This window comes from Aquiflexum gelatinilyticum (assembly GCF_024741135.1).
Lineage (GTDB): Bacteria > Bacteroidota > Bacteroidia > Cytophagales > Cyclobacteriaceae > Cognataquiflexum > Cognataquiflexum gelatinilyticum.
Genome location: NZ_JANSUY010000024.1, coordinates 52,374 through 68,420, shown reverse-complemented (window position 1 = coordinate 68,420; position 16,047 = coordinate 52,374). Strand labels below are relative to the sequence as shown.

Genomic DNA, 16,047 nt, shown 5'->3' with positions numbered 1-16,047 from the left:
TAATCCAATCAATCGTTTGCCTATATGACTACAAGAAGAACCGCTCTTAAGACCCTCGGATTGACAACAGGTTTGTTTGCAACCGCTGGCATTTTGGAAGCAAATCAAAAAAAGAAAAAAGAAAGCCAATTCAGTTTTTGTTTGAATACAAGTACCATCATGGGTCAAAAACCTGGATTGATTGGGTATTTGGATATCGCTGCTAAATCTGGATATGATGGTGTAGAATTATGGATCAGGGATATTCAGGAATATATATCAGCAGGAAATTCAGCGGCTGGTTTGAAAAAATATATTTCTGACTCAGGATTGAAATTTGAAAACGCCATTGGATTTGCACCTTGGATGGTAGATGATGAGGAAAAGAGAAAAGCCGGGATGATTCAAATGGAACAGGAAATGGAGCTTTTGGCTTCCTTAGGATGTACAAGGGTGGCAGCACCTGCAGCCGGCGTGTCAGCCCCTTTGGACCTTTTTAAGGCAGGAGGACGGTACAAAGCTTTATTGGATTTGGGTAGGAAAACAGGAGTTATGCCTCAATTGGAGTTCTGGGGAGCATTTCCATTTTTTCACCATTTGGGCCAGGTTTTGATGGTGGCAGCGGTAGCCAATGATCCCGATACAAGGATTCTGCCCGATGTGTATCATCTCTTTAGGGGAGGATCGGGGTATGATGGATTGAAAATGCTTAACGGATCGGCCATCGAAATCTTCCATATGAATGATTTTGTAGCGTCCATTCCAAGGGAAGATCAGGCAGACAAAGACCGTGTTTATCCCGGAGATGGGGCTGCCCCAATGAAAGAGATACTGAGAGATCTGAAAAATATGGGTGGAAATAAGGTACTTTCGCTTGAGCTTTTCAACCAGGATTATTGGAAACAAGATGCTCTGACCGTAGCCAAAACAGGGTTAGAGAAAATGAAAAAGCTCGTCAATGAGATTTAGACATTTTGCTTTCTGTTTACAGCTTTTGAAAAATTAAATGAATCAAATCCCATTAGCCGAACGAATGCGCCCCCACAGGTTGGAAGACCTGATCGGTCAGGAGCACCTTTCTTCGCCTAGTTCTTTTTTGCATAAAGCGATCAAATGCGGCAATGTGCCTTCTCTGATTTTGTGGGGACCCCCGGGGGTGGGCAAAACCACCATCGCCAATATCATTGCCAATGAAATCAAAGCCCCTTTTTATACGCTGAGCGCTGTGAGTTCGGGAGTAAAGGACATCCGTGAGGTTATCGAAAAAGCAAAATTTCAACTTGGTGTTGTGCTTTTTATTGACGAAATCCACAGGTTCAACAAGTCCCAACAGGATGCTCTTTTGGGGGCTGTCGAAAAGGGAACGATCAGACTGATTGGAGCTACCACTGAAAACCCTTCATTCGAGGTCAATGCTGCCCTTTTGTCAAGGTGTCAGGTTTTTACCCTCAATCCCCTCGGAAGATCCGAGTTGGAAGCAATGGTCAAGCAGGCTTTGGATAAGGATATTGACCTCAAAAAGAAAAAAGTTGAACTGCAAGAAACAGAAGCACTACTCAGGCTTTCGGGAGGTGATGGCCGTAAGCTTTTGAACTTACTCGAAATAGTCATAGATGGGATCAACCAGGATCCCTGTGTCATAACCAATGACATTGTCACCGAGATAGCTCAGCAGAAAGTAGCGCTCTATGACAAATCAGGAGAACAGCATTATGATATAATATCGGCCTTTATCAAGTCTATTCGCGGTTCGGATCCAAATGCGGCTGTGTATTGGTTGGCGAGAATGATCGAAGGTGGCGAAGATGTAAAGTTTATTGCCAGGAGGTTGGTGATTTTGGCTTCAGAAGATATCGGCAATGCTAATCCAAATGCACTTCTTTTGGCTACTAATTGCTTTGAAGCTGTCAAAATCATAGGATACCCCGAGGCAAGGATTATCCTTTCCCAATGTGTCACTTATCTGGCAAGCTCGCCAAAAAGCAATGCCGCGTACCTTGCCATCAATCAGGCCCAAGCTTTGGTCAGGGAAAAAGGGGACCTGTCTGTTCCGCTACATCTCCGCAATGCGCCTACCAAACTGATGAAGGATCTTAATTATGGCAAAGAATACAAGTACTCACACGACTATGAAGGGAATTTTGTGACGCAGGAATTTTTACCAGATGAAATCAAAAACCTCAAGCTTTATGATCCTGGAAACAATGCCCGGGAAAATGAATTGAGAAAATACCTGAAAGAGAAGTGGAAGGGTAAGTATGGGTATTGAAAAGAATTGGCTTACTTTTCAAAAATCACTTCATCATTTGCCACCCTGAATCTCTTTCCATAAACCCCTTCAGGTAATCCTTTACCACAGCCTATGATCATATTTATTTCAGCTGATTTAGGTAAATCCAAAAGTTTTTTGACCCGCACCGAATCGAAGCCTTCCATAGGACAAGTGTCATAGCCTTCAGCCTTCATAGCGTACATGAATGTCATGGCAGCCAAGGCTGCACTTTTGTGCACAGACACCCGTACATCTGATTCGGTTACTTCCCTGACCATGGGTCTTTTCAATGACATAAACCAAGCGATGATTTGTTTGGTCAGCGACCACAAAGGGTATTTTGAGTATAACTTTGGGATGAGATTCCCATAATAGGCTTCGGCCTGCTTTTGTTTTTTGCCGGGGGAGTTTTTATAAGTTTCCCTAATGTAAGAAAGGTTGGCCGCAGCCCTGCTTTTCCATTTGTCTCTTCGGGTTACGATGACTACTAGTTCTCGCGCTGTAGTAGCCGCTTTTTGATTCATGCAGAGTCGGGAAATGGGATCTTTGAGCATGGAAGTTTCAGGAATTCTATAAAATTCCCACAGCTGCATATTGGAACTGTTGGGTGCAAGTGTGGCTGCTTCAAGGCATTTCTGTACAATTTGGTGGTCAAAAAGTGTCACTTGGTCAAAAATCCTGACTGACCTTCTTCCTTGTACTATATCGAAAAATCCTATTTCCTGTATATTTTCCCTCATTTGGTCAATTAAATTTTGGTTGGTTTATAGGCTTGGTTACTTTTACCTATATTCAAAACCAAAATTACATTTATTTATCTTTTAACCCTTATTCAATCCATTATGGTTTTAGAACTGATCCGTTTGGAGTTATTGAAAACCATCCGGTCCACGTCATTTGCCAAAAGTGCCTTGGTGGCTATATTTTTGGCATTTATGGCTCTTTTGCTTCTTTCCTATGTAGTAATGCTCGGGCTATTCCTGAAGCCGATCATAGAGAAAGGTTTCGAAAGTTCCGATGCATATGCGACATTGAGTGGAGCGTTGGTTTACTTTTTCCTTTTCGAATTTATGTACAGGTACTTTGTACAAAAGCTACCTGTCATTGAATTGGAACGGTTTCTTCATCTCCCAATCAAGAAGAGTAACATTATCCATTTCCTCTTGGGAAGGTCATTCGTGTCACCGCTGACTTTGATCACACCTTTGTTATTTACTCCTTTTGCAATTCAGGAAGTTGCTCCGAGGTTTGGGGCTGGTGCAGCTTGGTCTTGGCTGTTTTGTATCCTGTTTACAAGTTGGTCGCTGCATTGGCTGATGTTGTGGTTCAAGCAGAGGTTCGAGGATAGCCTTATAGGAATCGGGGTTATTTTTGCTTTATTGCTTATCGGGGCTGGATCTACTTATTATGGTTGGTTTAATCTCGGCAGCTTGGTCAAACCGATCTTCGATTTGTCATTGACAAGCCCCTTGCCTGTGGTTGTTTTAGGGTTGCTTTTTTTAGCCACCTATTGGCTTGCATACAAATATTATTACAACAATGCCTATTTAGAAGATCTCACCCAAGAGGAGAATGTCCGCTTTGTCAATCAGGATTTAGGAATATTTTCAAGATTTGGACTTGCCGGCGAATTGGCAAACCTCGAGTGGAAGCTGATCATCAGACATAAAAAAAGCCGGACTTACCTGATGTTGGCGGGATTTTTTCTGCTTTACGGGCTGATTTTCTATACCAATCCTGCATACAAATCCGAGACGGGTTTTAGCCACATGTTTGTATTTGTAGGTTCATTTATCACAGGGATCTTTATGCTTCAGTATGGGCAGCTATTCCTAAGTTGGAATTCAGCCAATTTTGATTTTTTCCTCCAAAAAAGAACAGGAGTTGAGGCACTTGTTAAAGGCAAATATCTTTTGTTTGCTGTGACCTCCTGCCTTTGCCTATTGGCTTCTGTGCCATATGTTTATTTTGGTTGGGACATTTTGTTGATTCATGTGGCCACATTCCTTTTCAATATGGGAGTCATCATGCATTTGGTGATTTACCTGTCGCTTTGGAAACCAAAACCAATGGACCTCAATAAAGGTGCGATGTTCAATTATGAAGGCGTTGGCATTGCCCAATTCCTGATGATCATCCCGATGATTGGTGCTCCTTATGTCATTTACCTTCCCTTTGCGCTTTTGGTCAGTCAATATGCGGGCTTATTGGCATTAGGGATAGTTGGAATAGCCGGGATTTTGGCATTTCCATATTTATCCAAGATTTCAATTGATAAAGTTTTACAAAACAGATACGAAATATCATCTTCATTCAGACAAGAATTATGATCAAGGTAGAAGGACTTAAAAAACAATACAAAGAAGCAGTAGTGCTTGATGTTGAAGCATTGGAAATTCCCAAATCAGAATGTTTTGGGTTGGTTGGAAACAATGGTGCAGGCAAAACAACACTTTTTCGAATTATGCTTGACCTTGTCCGTGCATCAGCCGGAAAAGTAACCTTTGAAGGCAACGATGTAAGCAAAAGCGAGGATTGGAAAAGCAGAGTTGGTGCCTATCTTGATGAACACATGTTGTTGTCTTACCTGACTCCGGATGAATATTTTGAGACTTTGCGGAAGATTTACAGGCTGTCCGAAGAAGATTTGAAGCTTCATCTTGAAAACTTTAAAGAGCTTTTCAATGACGAGATATTGGGAAAAAAGAAATATATCAGAGACCTTTCCAAAGGCAATCTTAAGAAAGTAGGAATAGCTGCGGCAATGATGGGCCATCCTGAGGCTGTACTTCTCGATGAACCTTTTGAAAATCTGGATCCAAGTTCACAAAACAGACTAAAGAAACTGATTCTTCAGTCCAAGGAAAATTCAAAAATTACTTTTTTGATTTCGAGCCATGATTTGAACCATGTGACTGAAATCTGCGACAGGATTGTTTTGTTGGAAAAAGGGAAAGTAATCAAAGATCTCAATGAGAAAGCACTCATGTCGGAGGAATTAAACACCTACTTCGGAGTATAAGATTAGATTGAGCTTGAGATTCGGGTTTGAGACAGGGAATTTCCCTTTCTCAAACCTTTTTTTTTGGCTTTTATGGGACATTCTTTTGGTTAGGTATAAGGTTACATCCTGCTATTTTTCAGGTTTTTCGTTTTTATTTAAATATTTTTTAGCAAAAATTTGTTTTTTAAATATATAAAAATGTAATTTGTATAAACAATAACGCTTTACAAGATCAATCGCAAGTTGAAGGTACAGTCATAAGACTGTCATTAAGAATTAAAAGTTTTTAGGTTTTAAATTAAAATTTGGAAAAAATGGTAAAGTATGTAATCAAATTGGAAATCAATGGTATTGAGTTCCAAATCCAGACCTTGGCAGGCAGTGAAAGAGAAGCAAAAGACAATGCTTGGGAAGTCATCCGCAACAGGACTTCTTTTCTTTCGATACAAAAAGATCAGAAAAAGGAACTTTATAGTTCCTTTAGCACAAAATTGGCACAGGGCATCAAAAGCGCCTTGTTATTCTAAAAATATAAGCCTTAGTGGGTGATTTTTTAAACTTTCATTTTCTTTGTTGTTCAGAGAATAATCCAAAAAGCCTTCCTCGAACCCTTACAAGAGGTCAGAGGAAGGCTTCATTTTTTGTGGAGCTGGCGGGATTCGAACCCGCGTCCAGATAGGGAAACACCGTACCGTCTACATGCTTAGTCATCTGTTGGGTTTTCGTCAGTATACTGCTGGATGACACACCTATCCACTGCTTAGCTACTTAGATTTCGCACCGGCTTAGTAGCATTGCCGATACTAGTCCGATCATTTCGACACCCCAGATTCAACCCCGAAAGGACGGGGGGTTGCGGGATGTGGCCGGGGAGCATCTATCGAGGCTCAACCCTTTAAGCGTTATCTTGTCCCCGAAGGGTTAGATTATGCAGCCATGGCGTAAGAAGTTTCGCCAGTTATGTTCGTATGAATTATTCAAGGCCGTACATACTCCGGCCTGCATGCGAGCCCAGTCCTTACACCTACTGTCAAAACCGGTCAGCCCCATTTTTCTGTAATGGGAGACAAATATAGTGTAAAAATGGTTCCACGGAGGGAATTTTTTAAGTACAAGGTATCAAGAAACGAGAACTATGACAATGATCTTCAGGATATTTGGGCCTAGTGATTGGAATAAGAAGTAAATATTAACTAGAAAGCTGCCTAAAATGGAATTTGTAATTTTTCAATTTTCCAATTCTAAAATTAACCCCTACAAAATGAATATTTTATAAAAAAAACCTCAAATAACAATTCGGCAGTCAAGCTCTGAATTCCAATTATTTTATATCTTGCGGCGATGGAAAATTTTGTAGTATCAGCCAGAAAATACAGGCCTTCCGATTTTAATAGTGTAGTAGGACAGCAGCACATTACGACTACGCTAAAAAATGCGATCAAAAACAACCATCTGGCCCAGGCTTTTCTATTTTGTGGACCTAGAGGTGTAGGAAAGACAACCTGCGCAAGGATACTTGCCAAAACCATCAATTGTCAACACAGGACTTCAGATTTCGAAGCCTGTAATCAATGTGATTCCTGCCTAGCCTTTAATAACAATGCATCATTTAACGTCCATGAACTGGATGCTGCCTCCAACAACTCTGTAGATGATATCCGAAACCTGGTTGAACAAGTCCGCTACGCCCCACAGCAAGGATTATATAAGGTTTATATCATAGATGAAGTGCACATGCTCTCCAATGCAGCGTTCAATGCATTTCTGAAGACACTTGAAGAGCCACCCAAGTATGCTATTTTCATTCTAGCCACTACAGAAAAACACAAAGTAATCCCTACGATATTATCGCGATGTCAGATTTTTGACTTCAACAGAATCCTTATCAACGATATTGCTTTGCATCTCAAATATATCGCGGAGCAAGAAAAAATTGATGCTGAAGATGAGGCGTTGAGACTTATTGCAACCAAAGCGGATGGGGCATTGAGGGATGCACTTTCAATGTTTGATTTGATTGTGACTTATTCATCAGGCAACAGATTGACTTATCTGGAAACCATCAGCAACCTCCATATTCTTGATTACGATTATTATTTTAAGGTTGTAGATTCATTGCTTGCAGGAAGTATATCAAATGTGCTCCTGATTTTCGATGAGATTTTGAAAAAAGGATTTGACGGGAACAATTTCATTGTGGGTCTTTCGGAGCATTTGAGGGACCTTATGGTATGCAAGGATCCTGCGACGGTTGATCTCATTCAGGTTTCCGAATCAGCAAGAGACAGGTACTTGATGCAATCCCAGCAGGCAAGCGTTTCATTCTTGTTGTCTGCGTTAAACATCTGTAATCAATGCGATATTCAATATAAGGCGAGCAAGAATCAAAGGTTGCATGTTGAATTGGCATTGATGAAAATGTCAAAATTGCCTCAAGCACTTACTTTGGCGGCTTTGGCACAGGAGGATTCAAAAAAAAAAGGCTGATTGAGGTCCCTCAGGAAAACTTAAAAAATTCAGCAACACCACTTTTTAAAGAAACAAATACTTTTGCAGCGAAGAAAACTCCTGTCCAAAAAACCCTATCCATTCCCACGAGTATTGGTTCTGCCAAAGTAGCTATTGAGCAAAAATCGACAGTAGTGGCCATGGTAACAGTAGATGTAGAAGAAAAGCCAACCAAACCATCAGAACAACTCGCTGAGATTTTTGACCTTGCCAAGTTAAAATCTGAAATCAATGAAATCATTGAGGATTACAAATCACAACACCGTAGTCTTGAAATGACAGTTCTGAAGCAGCCTGTGGTGTTAGAAAATGAAACAATCATTTTTCAACTCAATGGAGAAATTCAAGAAGGAATTTTTCAAAAAATCAAACCTGATATTCTTCAAATCTTGAGGAGAAAGCTGAATAATTATAGCATTCATTTAGATGCGATTATCAAAGAGGAGGAAAATGATGGTAAAAGGAAACTCTATACAAGTACAGACAAGCTGAACTATTTGCTTGAAAAATCGCCTGCATTGAAGGATTTGAAGCAAAGATTTGGTTTGGAAACAGACTTTTAGAAATCCAGTCCTATTCCAAAATTGAACATATTCTGGAGCTGAATCGCTTGCTTGGGAGGTCCGGAATCCTGCTGGATAAAAACCTTTTCATCATAAATCAGAATTGTTTCTATCCTTGTGGTAATAAATTTATTCACTCGCATGGAGACAACAGAATTGAGGTTGACTACGAAATTTCCCAAACTTTCGAAATTGGTAAAAAGGTTTAAATCTGCTCTCCAGCGAATATTTTCATAAAGTTGAATGTCTGTGGTAGAACCAAAAGACAGCCCTGCTTCAGGCAATACCAACTCTCCCGGAACCACTCCAAAAGCCCCGGCATTACTCAATGAGTCATCCATGACGATAGTAAATCTTCCTGTAAAAGGTGAGGCAATCAGGGAAATCCTGTCTTTGTTTTTGAATTCTCTCCTATAGTTCAAACCTGTGGAGGATTGGATATATGCAGGTGCTAGAAAGTCCGATAGTTTTGACCTTGAATCCAACTCTGCACCTGATGGCCTAAAATATCTAAAGCCCTCAAGCAATTGTGTCCTGGCATCAAGCTGGGTTGACAAAAACCAGGATTCAGTCAGTTCCCGACCGTATTTGGTTATGAAAATAAAATTATCATTTGTTTTGCGTGAAGGATAGCTTCTTCCCGCCTGCCTATTAAAGCCCACATTGATATTCAGCTTGGTATCCCAAATGATCTTGTCTTTTTTATAATTCCCAAACAAAACCAAAGCCGTATTCCAAGCAAGATTGCTCGATCCCCCCGCATTCCAGTTAGAAAGGCTGACCTGCTGAATACTCAGGTTGAAGTTCCCCCCTTTTTCCCAATAAACAGGCTTGACCTCCTGTTTGAAAATAATGGAGTCGCCCAACATGATAATTGTGTCTCCGTCTATCAGCAGGGTATCTGCTAGCTGAAGTCTATCTTGGGCTTTTAACCCCCAAATTGAACAGCAGTATAACAAAAAGAATATCGAAAATTTTTTCACCATGGGTCAAAATACTTAAGTAAAGGCTTTAAGGCTTATCGATAATAAGCTTTTGGCCAACTTTAATATTATTATCTGGGAGCTTATTCCATTTCTTGATTTCTTCTACGGTGACTCCATACTTTTGTCCTATTCTAAATAGATTCTCACCTGCTTGAACAGTGTGTGTAACTTTCTTGTTAGGTTGGGAACTGGAAGGCGAAGAAACAGGAGGATTATTTTCAAACCTGTTTTGCTGTTGTGAATTGGAATTAGAAGGAACTGAATTATTTCCCTGGTTAGCAATGATTTTTCTGTATTCAGTCGCCGGGACTGTTGGAATAGCTTCACCTCTAGGCCGGAAATCACGGAGATTTAGGATCATCCCAGCTTTCAGTTCTCTTTCATCATTGATTCTGTTTTTGGATTTTAATGCCGAAAGTTTGATTCCGTACATTTGTGAAATGGACCAAAGGGTTTCTCCGGGAAGGACTATATGGGTTTCAGCATCGGCTTTGGTCTTTTTTGGTTTCGTATAATAGTACTGCCCTGCTTCTATTTTGTCTGTTTTATCCAAATCATTGAGACGTCTTAGCTTTGCTTCTTTGATCCCGACTTTTTCACTGAAATTATCCAAAGTTGTAGTTGAAGCTGCTTTTATACCATCAATATTATTTACCTTGATTTGATTAGGTTGGGTGGCCTTTTGAGCATCCCCAGTGATTTTCGGGAAGTCGGATTTTTTAACCTCAGCTGTTGATACGGGAATAGAAGGCAAATTCGTCGGTTGACTTTGCGCAACTGCCTGACGTGGTCTTGGGGTGTTTTCTCTAATATACAGCACAGAATAAGGTCTGTCATCCGGGATATTTCCTTTTGCAGTCCATTTGTTATATTCTTTGAGGTGATCCTCGGTCACACCAAGCCGAGGTGCCAAGGCTTTTAAGGATGTTGGTCCCTGTACCTGTACTTCTTCCAGAATACCGTTATTGCTTGCCAACATGACAGTCGGGGCTTCGAATGCGATTTTGTGGGCTAAAAATTTTTTGAAATACCAATGAAAATTTCTGTCTACTTCTACAGTTTTCTTTCCGTTGTATGTTGTCCCAAAATAAGACCTTGCACCTCCAAGACCCATTTGATAGGCGACCAAAGCGCACATCCAATTATCAAAAGGGGCATTGTTTTTTTTAAGATACCTTGCGGCACCCTGAGTAGATGCGACTATGTTTTTCCTTTCGTCGATTTGTCCATCTACCCTAAGCGCAACTTCTTCTGCAGTTCCTTGCTTGAATTGCCAAAAACCGACTGCATTGGATGTAGAAACGGCGTCGGCAATAAGACTGCTTTCCTGAATGACCAGGTATTTGAAATCGGTTGGCACACCGGCATTTCTTAATTCGCGCTCCACTATCGGAAGGTAAAGATTAACCCTTTCCGCTTTGACCTTAAAATAAGTCGGATTGCGGTAGAGTGCATCTACATCGCTTTGTATTTCACGCCTTGCCTGTTCATTGATTTTGATAGTAAGGTCAGCAAATCTAAGCTCAGAAGGAACTTGTGGTACTTGGGCCAATGCCAAGAAAGTCGGAAAAAATGTCAGAATTAATAAAAAAGCAGCTTTGAATAGGGGACTTATATTTTGTTTCATAGTTTTTTTGCCAGCATCAATCCATCTCTGATGGGAAGTAATACATTTTCAACTCTTGGGTCATTTTGAACCATCAGGTTATAATCCAGTATCACTTGAGTGTCCTTATCGATTTTTTTACCTTCCTCTACCAAGATTTTGCCTGACCAAAGGACATTATCTGCGAGGATGATTCCTCCGGGATTAACCCTCTCAACGACAAGTTCATAGTATTTGATATAATTTGCTTTATCTGCATCAATAAACACCATATCAAAATTCCCTTCTATTTTCGGGATGATATCTAAAGCATTGCCGAGCCTGTAGTCGATTTTGGAGGATAGTCCTGATTTTTCGAAAAATACCCTTACCATTTTTTCAAGCTCGTCATTGATATCCAAGGTGATGAGTTTCCCGTTTTTGCCTAAACCCCTTGCGAGGCAAATACCTGAATAACCTGTATATGTACCGATTTCAAGGATTGTTTTTGGGTTAAGCATTTTGACTAAAAGCTCCAATGTTTTGCCCTGAAGATGTCCTGACAGCATTCTTGGCATCAGTACTTTGGCGAATGTTTCACGCTTGACATGCTGAAGGAGTTCATCCTCTATACTGCTGTGGTCTTCACAATAAGCCAATAATTCGGGTGCAATAAACTCCATATCAAGCAGGAATGTAATTAAGAAAGCTGAGCTTGGCTGGGTCAAAAACCTCGTTTGCAATGTCGATCAACTCTTCGGCAGTGGTTTCTCTCATGATTCCAAAGATAGTATCCAAGGAGTCAATTTTCCCTTTATCCAATAAGTTTTTGCCAAAAACAAGCATCAATGCGGCATAATTCTCCTCTGACATGGCCATTTGTCCGATCGCCTGTTCTTTGGCCATGTGGAGTTGCATGGTACCAAGCTTTTTTGTGCGAAGTTTTTCCATCTCGTTGAGCACGGATTTTCTTGCCCTGTTGGCTTTATTTTGCTCAGTGGCAAAATATACACTTATAAATCCCGTATCAGAATAAGTTTGGTAATGTGATTCCACACTGTAGACATATCCATGTTTTTCCCTCAAAGCAAGATTAAGTCTTGAATTCATACTTGGCCCTCCCAAGATATTGTTCAGAAGGTACAATTTGAACCGTCGGGGATCGTACATAGAATATGCAGGCTGACCGATGGCACAGTGAGACTGTGTGATTTCTTTTTCTACTGTTTTGTTTTTCGGATTATAATTGGAGAATCCATTTCGGATGTAAAGACTTCTTTTTGTTGGAATATCTGAAAGAAAACCCTCAACTTCCTTCAGTACTTTCTGGAAAGTGACATTACCCACTACCGAAAAAACGATTTGTGTGGTATCAAGTCTGGAAGAAAGAAACCCGAAAAAGTCCTCCTGGGTAAAATTTTTGACGGTATTTTCCGTGCCAAGGATATTCCTTCCCAAAGCGTGTCCTTCAAAAATGATTTCATCAAAATCATCCTGAATCGAATCATCAGGAGAATCTCGGTACATGGCCATTTCTTCCAAAATAACCTGCCTTTCTTTATCTATCTGTTTTTTTGGAAACGTACTGTTGAAAGTAATGTCACAAAGTAGCTCGGCAGCTTTATCGAAATGTTCTTTCAATGTACTCGCATAAAAACAGATTTTCTCCTTAGTGGTGTAGGCGTTAAGTTCACCGCCCAGAGTTTCCAATCGGTTGATGATATGATAGGCTTTTCTTTTTTTTGTGCCTTTGAAGGCCATATGTTCCCAAAAGTGGGCAAGCCCTTCCTGCTCTTTGGATTCATCACGGCTCCCGATATTGAGAACAAAACCACAGTGAACTAGCCTGGTATGATTGACTTCCTGATGGACGATCCGGATGCCGTTGGGCAATTCTTTCAGATTATATTGCATTCTTTTGTTTTCCTTCCTTCAAAGTACAAAAATAAAAGACTTTTTGAAGTCTTTTTTTAGCCAATGGATAAATGGTATTTTTGGTTCAATTTAAAATTCCGATTTTGTCACTCTAAAGATCCTGTATATGAAATATAAACCACTTTCTCAGTCTTTCCATACTCACAACAGACAAAAACTCAAGGCCAAATTACCGGCAAAGTCACTTGCGGTTTTTCATTCCAATGACATAATGCCCACCAATGCGGATGGAACAATGCGATTCAGACAAAACAATGACCTTTTCTACTTGTCAGGGATAGATCAGGAAGAGACTGTTTTGGTGATTTGTCCTGATTTTCCTGATCCCAATCTTAGAGAAGTGCTTTTTCTACGGGAAACCAATGACCATATAGCCGTTTGGGAAGGGCATAAGTATACCAAAGAAGAGGCTTTTGCTACTTCCGGGATTGAGAATATTCAATGGGTTTCAAATTTTGACAACCTATTCAATACGCTCATGGCATTGAGTGAGCATGTTTTTTTGAATGCCAATGAACATTTGAGGGCAGCTGTTGTGGTCGAGACACGTGATGCCAGGTTTATCAAAAACTGTAAAAAAAGATATCCTCTGCATCAATATCACAGGGTAGCGCCATTGATGCATCAGCTAAGGGCGGTTAAAGAAAAAGAGGAAATAGATCAGTTACAGATTGCCTGTGACATTACCGAAAAAGGATTTCGACGCATTCTATCTTTTGTAAAGCCGGGAGTGACTGAATATGAAATTGAGGCAGAGTTTATCCATGAATTTGTCAAAAACAGAAGTAAAGGATTTGCCTATGAACCCATCATAGCTTCCGGTAGCAATGCCTGTGTACTTCATTACATTGAAAATAAGGAAGTCTGCAAGGACGGTGATATGATCCTGCTTGATGTAGGAGCAGAATATGGTAACTATAATGCCGATATGACCCGTACTATTCCTGTCAATGGAAGATTTACCAAAAGACAAAGGGCTGTCTATGACGCAGTTCTCAGAGTCAAAAACCAAGCCTCCGATATGTTAAGGCCCGGAATCAACATTCAGGATTACCACAAAGAGGTGGGGCTGATCATGCAGTCTGAATTGTTGGGATTGGGACTGATCGATCAGACTGACATCAAAAATCAAGATCCAAAATGGCCGGCATTCAAAAAATATTTTATGCATGGAACTTCCCACCACCTTGGATTGGATGTGCATGATGTAGGCACTATGCATGATCCCATAACTGCCGGAATGGTATTTACAGTGGAGCCCGGGATTTATATTCCTAAAGAAGGTCTTGGTATCCGTCTCGAAAATGACATTTTAATCTTGGAAAAAGGGTATTTTGACCTGATGGGAAAAATTCCAATTGAAGCAGAAGAGATAGAGGAGCTGATGAAATAATCAGCTTCTTTTTTTGATTTATGATTTTTTGAAGTTTTAGGCAGGTGAATTATACTTAATTAATGCTTTTTTTTTTGATTCGGGAAAAAGTTTCAAAATATAATAATATAACTTTTTAAATAAAAAATATATTATAATTTATAATAATGTGTTATATAAAAAATTTTTTTTTGAAATGTTGTACTAAATTTCTCCAAATTAAATTTTAGAAAATTTTTAGTAGGTAAATGATAACAATTATGGGATTGGGAAACTGGTTTTTTTCTTAAAAAAATCAGTAATTTCAAAAAGAATTACATCCCAATAAAAGTGTTCTTCGCAATCTTAAATTTGTTTTATAAGGTTGTTTTTGATTCTTCAAGCCAAAGGAATTTTAGAAAATCCAGGGCTTTTTAAGCCTACTAGCAAAAAATAACAATCAAATTTTTAACTGCATTGATTAAACGATAACATTATGAAAAATAATCTAAATCTTTTGATTCTACTTTTACTTTCAATCATTTCCGGTTGTCAGTTTTCTAATCAAGAAGTCGTCATAGAAAAAATTGATGCCAATTTTCGAAATATAAATGTGGAAGATTTTAGGGTAGAATTACCCGGGTATTTTGCAGATCAGCTGGGTGAATTTGAAAAAGCAAGGATTAACAATTATGATGTAGAATTTGTGGGAAGAAATGTTGAGAAAATAGATGGGGTTACAAGTACAACATTTTATTATAAAGTTAGCGGCACAGGCAAATCTTCAGATTTGGAGAAATTTTTTCTTCAGGTTCCCCCATGTGCCGGCGTTCCTTCCTCATGGGAACCCGTTCAATCATCTAAATTGGATTCAAAAGGGATTACTTGGAATATTGAAATCGGAAAAGATGAAAGTAAAAACTTTTCCATGACTTTTGCAGGCGATATCCCTCTTGGGGTTATCGAAAGCAGTATCACGAGGAATGCCAAAAGAGAAAAATGCAAAATAATGGGTCCTTGTGAGGGTGTTACAGAAATTTGTGGCAGTATTTTTATTGATGCAAATGCGGATGGGGTCAAGCAAAACTCTGAATCAGGAATTCCTGAAATTGAAATATTTTTGAAGAGCAAAGCAACAAATAAAATATTGGGATCAGTAATGACCTCAGAAGACGGATCCTTTTCCTTCCAGGTTTTGAAAGGTGAATATTTTGTAGAAACTACCGACGAGTTGCTTAAGCTCAGTTATAAAGCAACGACACCATCGAGTGTGCACTTTTGCACTGATGAGACAGATGGATCTTGCATCAATTTTGGATTCGAAATAGATTCAGAAAAAACAACACGTGAATTAAAAGAAGGAATTGTCGAAGGCACCGCTGAATGTACCGATTATTGGGTCGATCAGTTAAATTATTGTGGATCATCTAAGGGTGATTACACTGAGGAAGAAATTTTGGAATTCCTAAAACAAATCGAAAAACTCTTGTTGACTGAACCTTTTCAGTTTGGGAACAAAAAAATCAAAACAGCCCTGGAAATTCTAAAACCTGTAGGGACATCGGAAATTGAAATGTTCCTTAAAGAATTGCTTACTGCTGAGTTGAACGTAGTCAGCCGAAGAGGTGCACTTAGGGAGGTTGATGGAGTTTTTGAAATATGGGATAATTATAATCAGGCATTATTGATTCATTGTGAAGCTGTAGGATGCGAAGAGCTTGGTACATGTGGTGAGGGTGTCAATGACAGACATTCAATCTCCCAATCAGCAGGTTCAAGGATAATGAATACCAGATTGATTGAGGCCACTAATACATTATCTGCTTTTAATGGCACAGGTGGAATCAGGAATTAATTGATGCAA

General features: G+C 39.6%; 14 protein-coding genes and 1 other RNA gene. 9 read left to right on the top strand and 6 right to left on the bottom strand.

Annotated elements, in window-relative coordinates:
- Positions 1-24: 24 nt before the first annotated feature.
- Complete coding sequence (locus NU887_RS19145) at positions 25-948, top strand: sugar phosphate isomerase/epimerase family protein (protein WP_258424998.1); 924 nt, start codon at positions 25-27, stop codon at positions 946-948.
- Between the two features lie 37 nt (positions 949-985).
- On the top strand, positions 986-2,248 hold the full coding sequence (locus tag NU887_RS19140; protein ID WP_258424997.1) for a replication-associated recombination protein A: 1,263 nt from the start codon (positions 986-988) through the stop codon (positions 2,246-2,248).
- A gap of 11 nt (positions 2,249-2,259) precedes the next feature.
- Here NU887_RS19140 and NU887_RS19135 read toward each other — a convergent pair whose 3' ends face one another.
- Positions 2,260-2,991 (bottom strand): nitroreductase family protein, encoded by a 732-nt coding sequence (locus NU887_RS19135; RefSeq protein WP_258424996.1) that lies wholly within the window; start codon positions 2,989-2,991, stop codon positions 2,260-2,262.
- 102 nt (positions 2,992-3,093) lie between these two features.
- Between NU887_RS19135 and NU887_RS19130 the strand changes: the two genes are divergently transcribed.
- From NU887_RS19130 to NU887_RS19120, 3 genes are all read left to right on the top strand, one after another.
- On the top strand, positions 3,094-4,581 hold the full coding sequence (locus NU887_RS19130; protein WP_258424995.1) for a DUF5687 family protein: 1,488 nt from the start codon (positions 3,094-3,096) through the stop codon (positions 4,579-4,581).
- Positions 4,578-5,273, top strand: coding sequence for an ABC transporter ATP-binding protein (locus tag NU887_RS19125; protein ID WP_258424994.1), 696 nt, complete (start codon positions 4,578-4,580; stop codon positions 5,271-5,273). The genes NU887_RS19130 and NU887_RS19125 overlap by 4 nt, the downstream gene beginning before the upstream one ends.
- 296 nt (positions 5,274-5,569) lie before the next feature.
- Positions 5,570-5,782: a hypothetical protein gene (locus NU887_RS19120; protein ID WP_113925085.1), complete on the top strand. Its 213-nt coding sequence runs from the start codon at positions 5,570-5,572 to the stop codon at positions 5,780-5,782.
- A gap of 114 nt (positions 5,783-5,896) precedes the next feature.
- Here NU887_RS19120 and ssrA read toward each other — a convergent pair.
- Positions 5,897-6,303, bottom strand: a transfer-messenger RNA (tmRNA) gene (gene ssrA / locus NU887_RS19115).
- 293 nt (positions 6,304-6,596) lie between these two features.
- Here ssrA and NU887_RS19110 point away from each other — a divergent pair.
- A complete protein-coding gene (locus tag NU887_RS19110; RefSeq protein WP_258424993.1) occupies positions 6,597-7,742 on the top strand; it encodes a DNA polymerase III subunit gamma/tau in 1,146 nt (381 codons plus the stop codon).
- 161 nt (positions 7,743-7,903) lie between these two features.
- A complete protein-coding gene (locus NU887_RS19105; RefSeq protein ID WP_258424992.1) occupies positions 7,904-8,326 on the top strand; it encodes a hypothetical protein in 423 nt (140 codons plus the stop codon).
- On the opposite strand, the gene NU887_RS19100 is transcribed toward NU887_RS19105, so the two are convergent.
- From NU887_RS19100 to NU887_RS19085, 4 genes are read right to left on the bottom strand one after another with little or no spacing between them, the layout of a single operon-like run.
- Complete coding sequence (locus NU887_RS19100) at positions 8,323-9,312, bottom strand: DUF3078 domain-containing protein (protein ID WP_258424991.1); 990 nt, start codon at positions 9,310-9,312, stop codon at positions 8,323-8,325. The genes NU887_RS19105 and NU887_RS19100 overlap by 4 nt on opposite strands.
- A 25-nt stretch (positions 9,313-9,337) precedes the next feature.
- On the bottom strand, positions 9,338-10,939 hold the full coding sequence (locus NU887_RS19095) for a LysM peptidoglycan-binding domain-containing protein (RefSeq protein ID WP_258424990.1): 1,602 nt from the start codon (positions 10,937-10,939) through the stop codon (positions 9,338-9,340).
- Positions 10,936-11,580, bottom strand: coding sequence for an O-methyltransferase (locus NU887_RS19090; RefSeq protein WP_258424989.1), 645 nt, complete (start codon positions 11,578-11,580; stop codon positions 10,936-10,938). The genes NU887_RS19095 and NU887_RS19090 overlap by 4 nt, the downstream gene beginning before the upstream one ends.
- Before the next feature lies 1 nt (position 11,581).
- The gene (locus NU887_RS19085) at positions 11,582-12,811 is read right to left on the bottom strand and encodes a M16 family metallopeptidase (protein ID WP_258424988.1); all 1,230 of its coding nucleotides are present in this window, start codon (positions 12,809-12,811) and stop codon (positions 11,582-11,584) included.
- Between the two features lie 127 nt (positions 12,812-12,938).
- Here NU887_RS19085 and NU887_RS19080 point away from each other — a divergent pair, with 127 nt between their 5' ends.
- Together NU887_RS19080 and NU887_RS19075 are read left to right on the top strand one after the other, a co-directional pair.
- Positions 12,939-14,225: an aminopeptidase P family protein gene (locus NU887_RS19080; protein ID WP_258424987.1), complete on the top strand. Its 1,287-nt coding sequence runs from the start codon at positions 12,939-12,941 to the stop codon at positions 14,223-14,225.
- 454 nt (positions 14,226-14,679) lie between these two features.
- Positions 14,680-16,038, top strand: a complete 1,359-nt coding sequence (locus NU887_RS19075) for an SdrD B-like domain-containing protein (protein ID WP_258424986.1) — start codon at positions 14,680-14,682, stop codon at positions 16,036-16,038.
- Positions 16,039-16,047 lie beyond the last annotated feature (9 nt).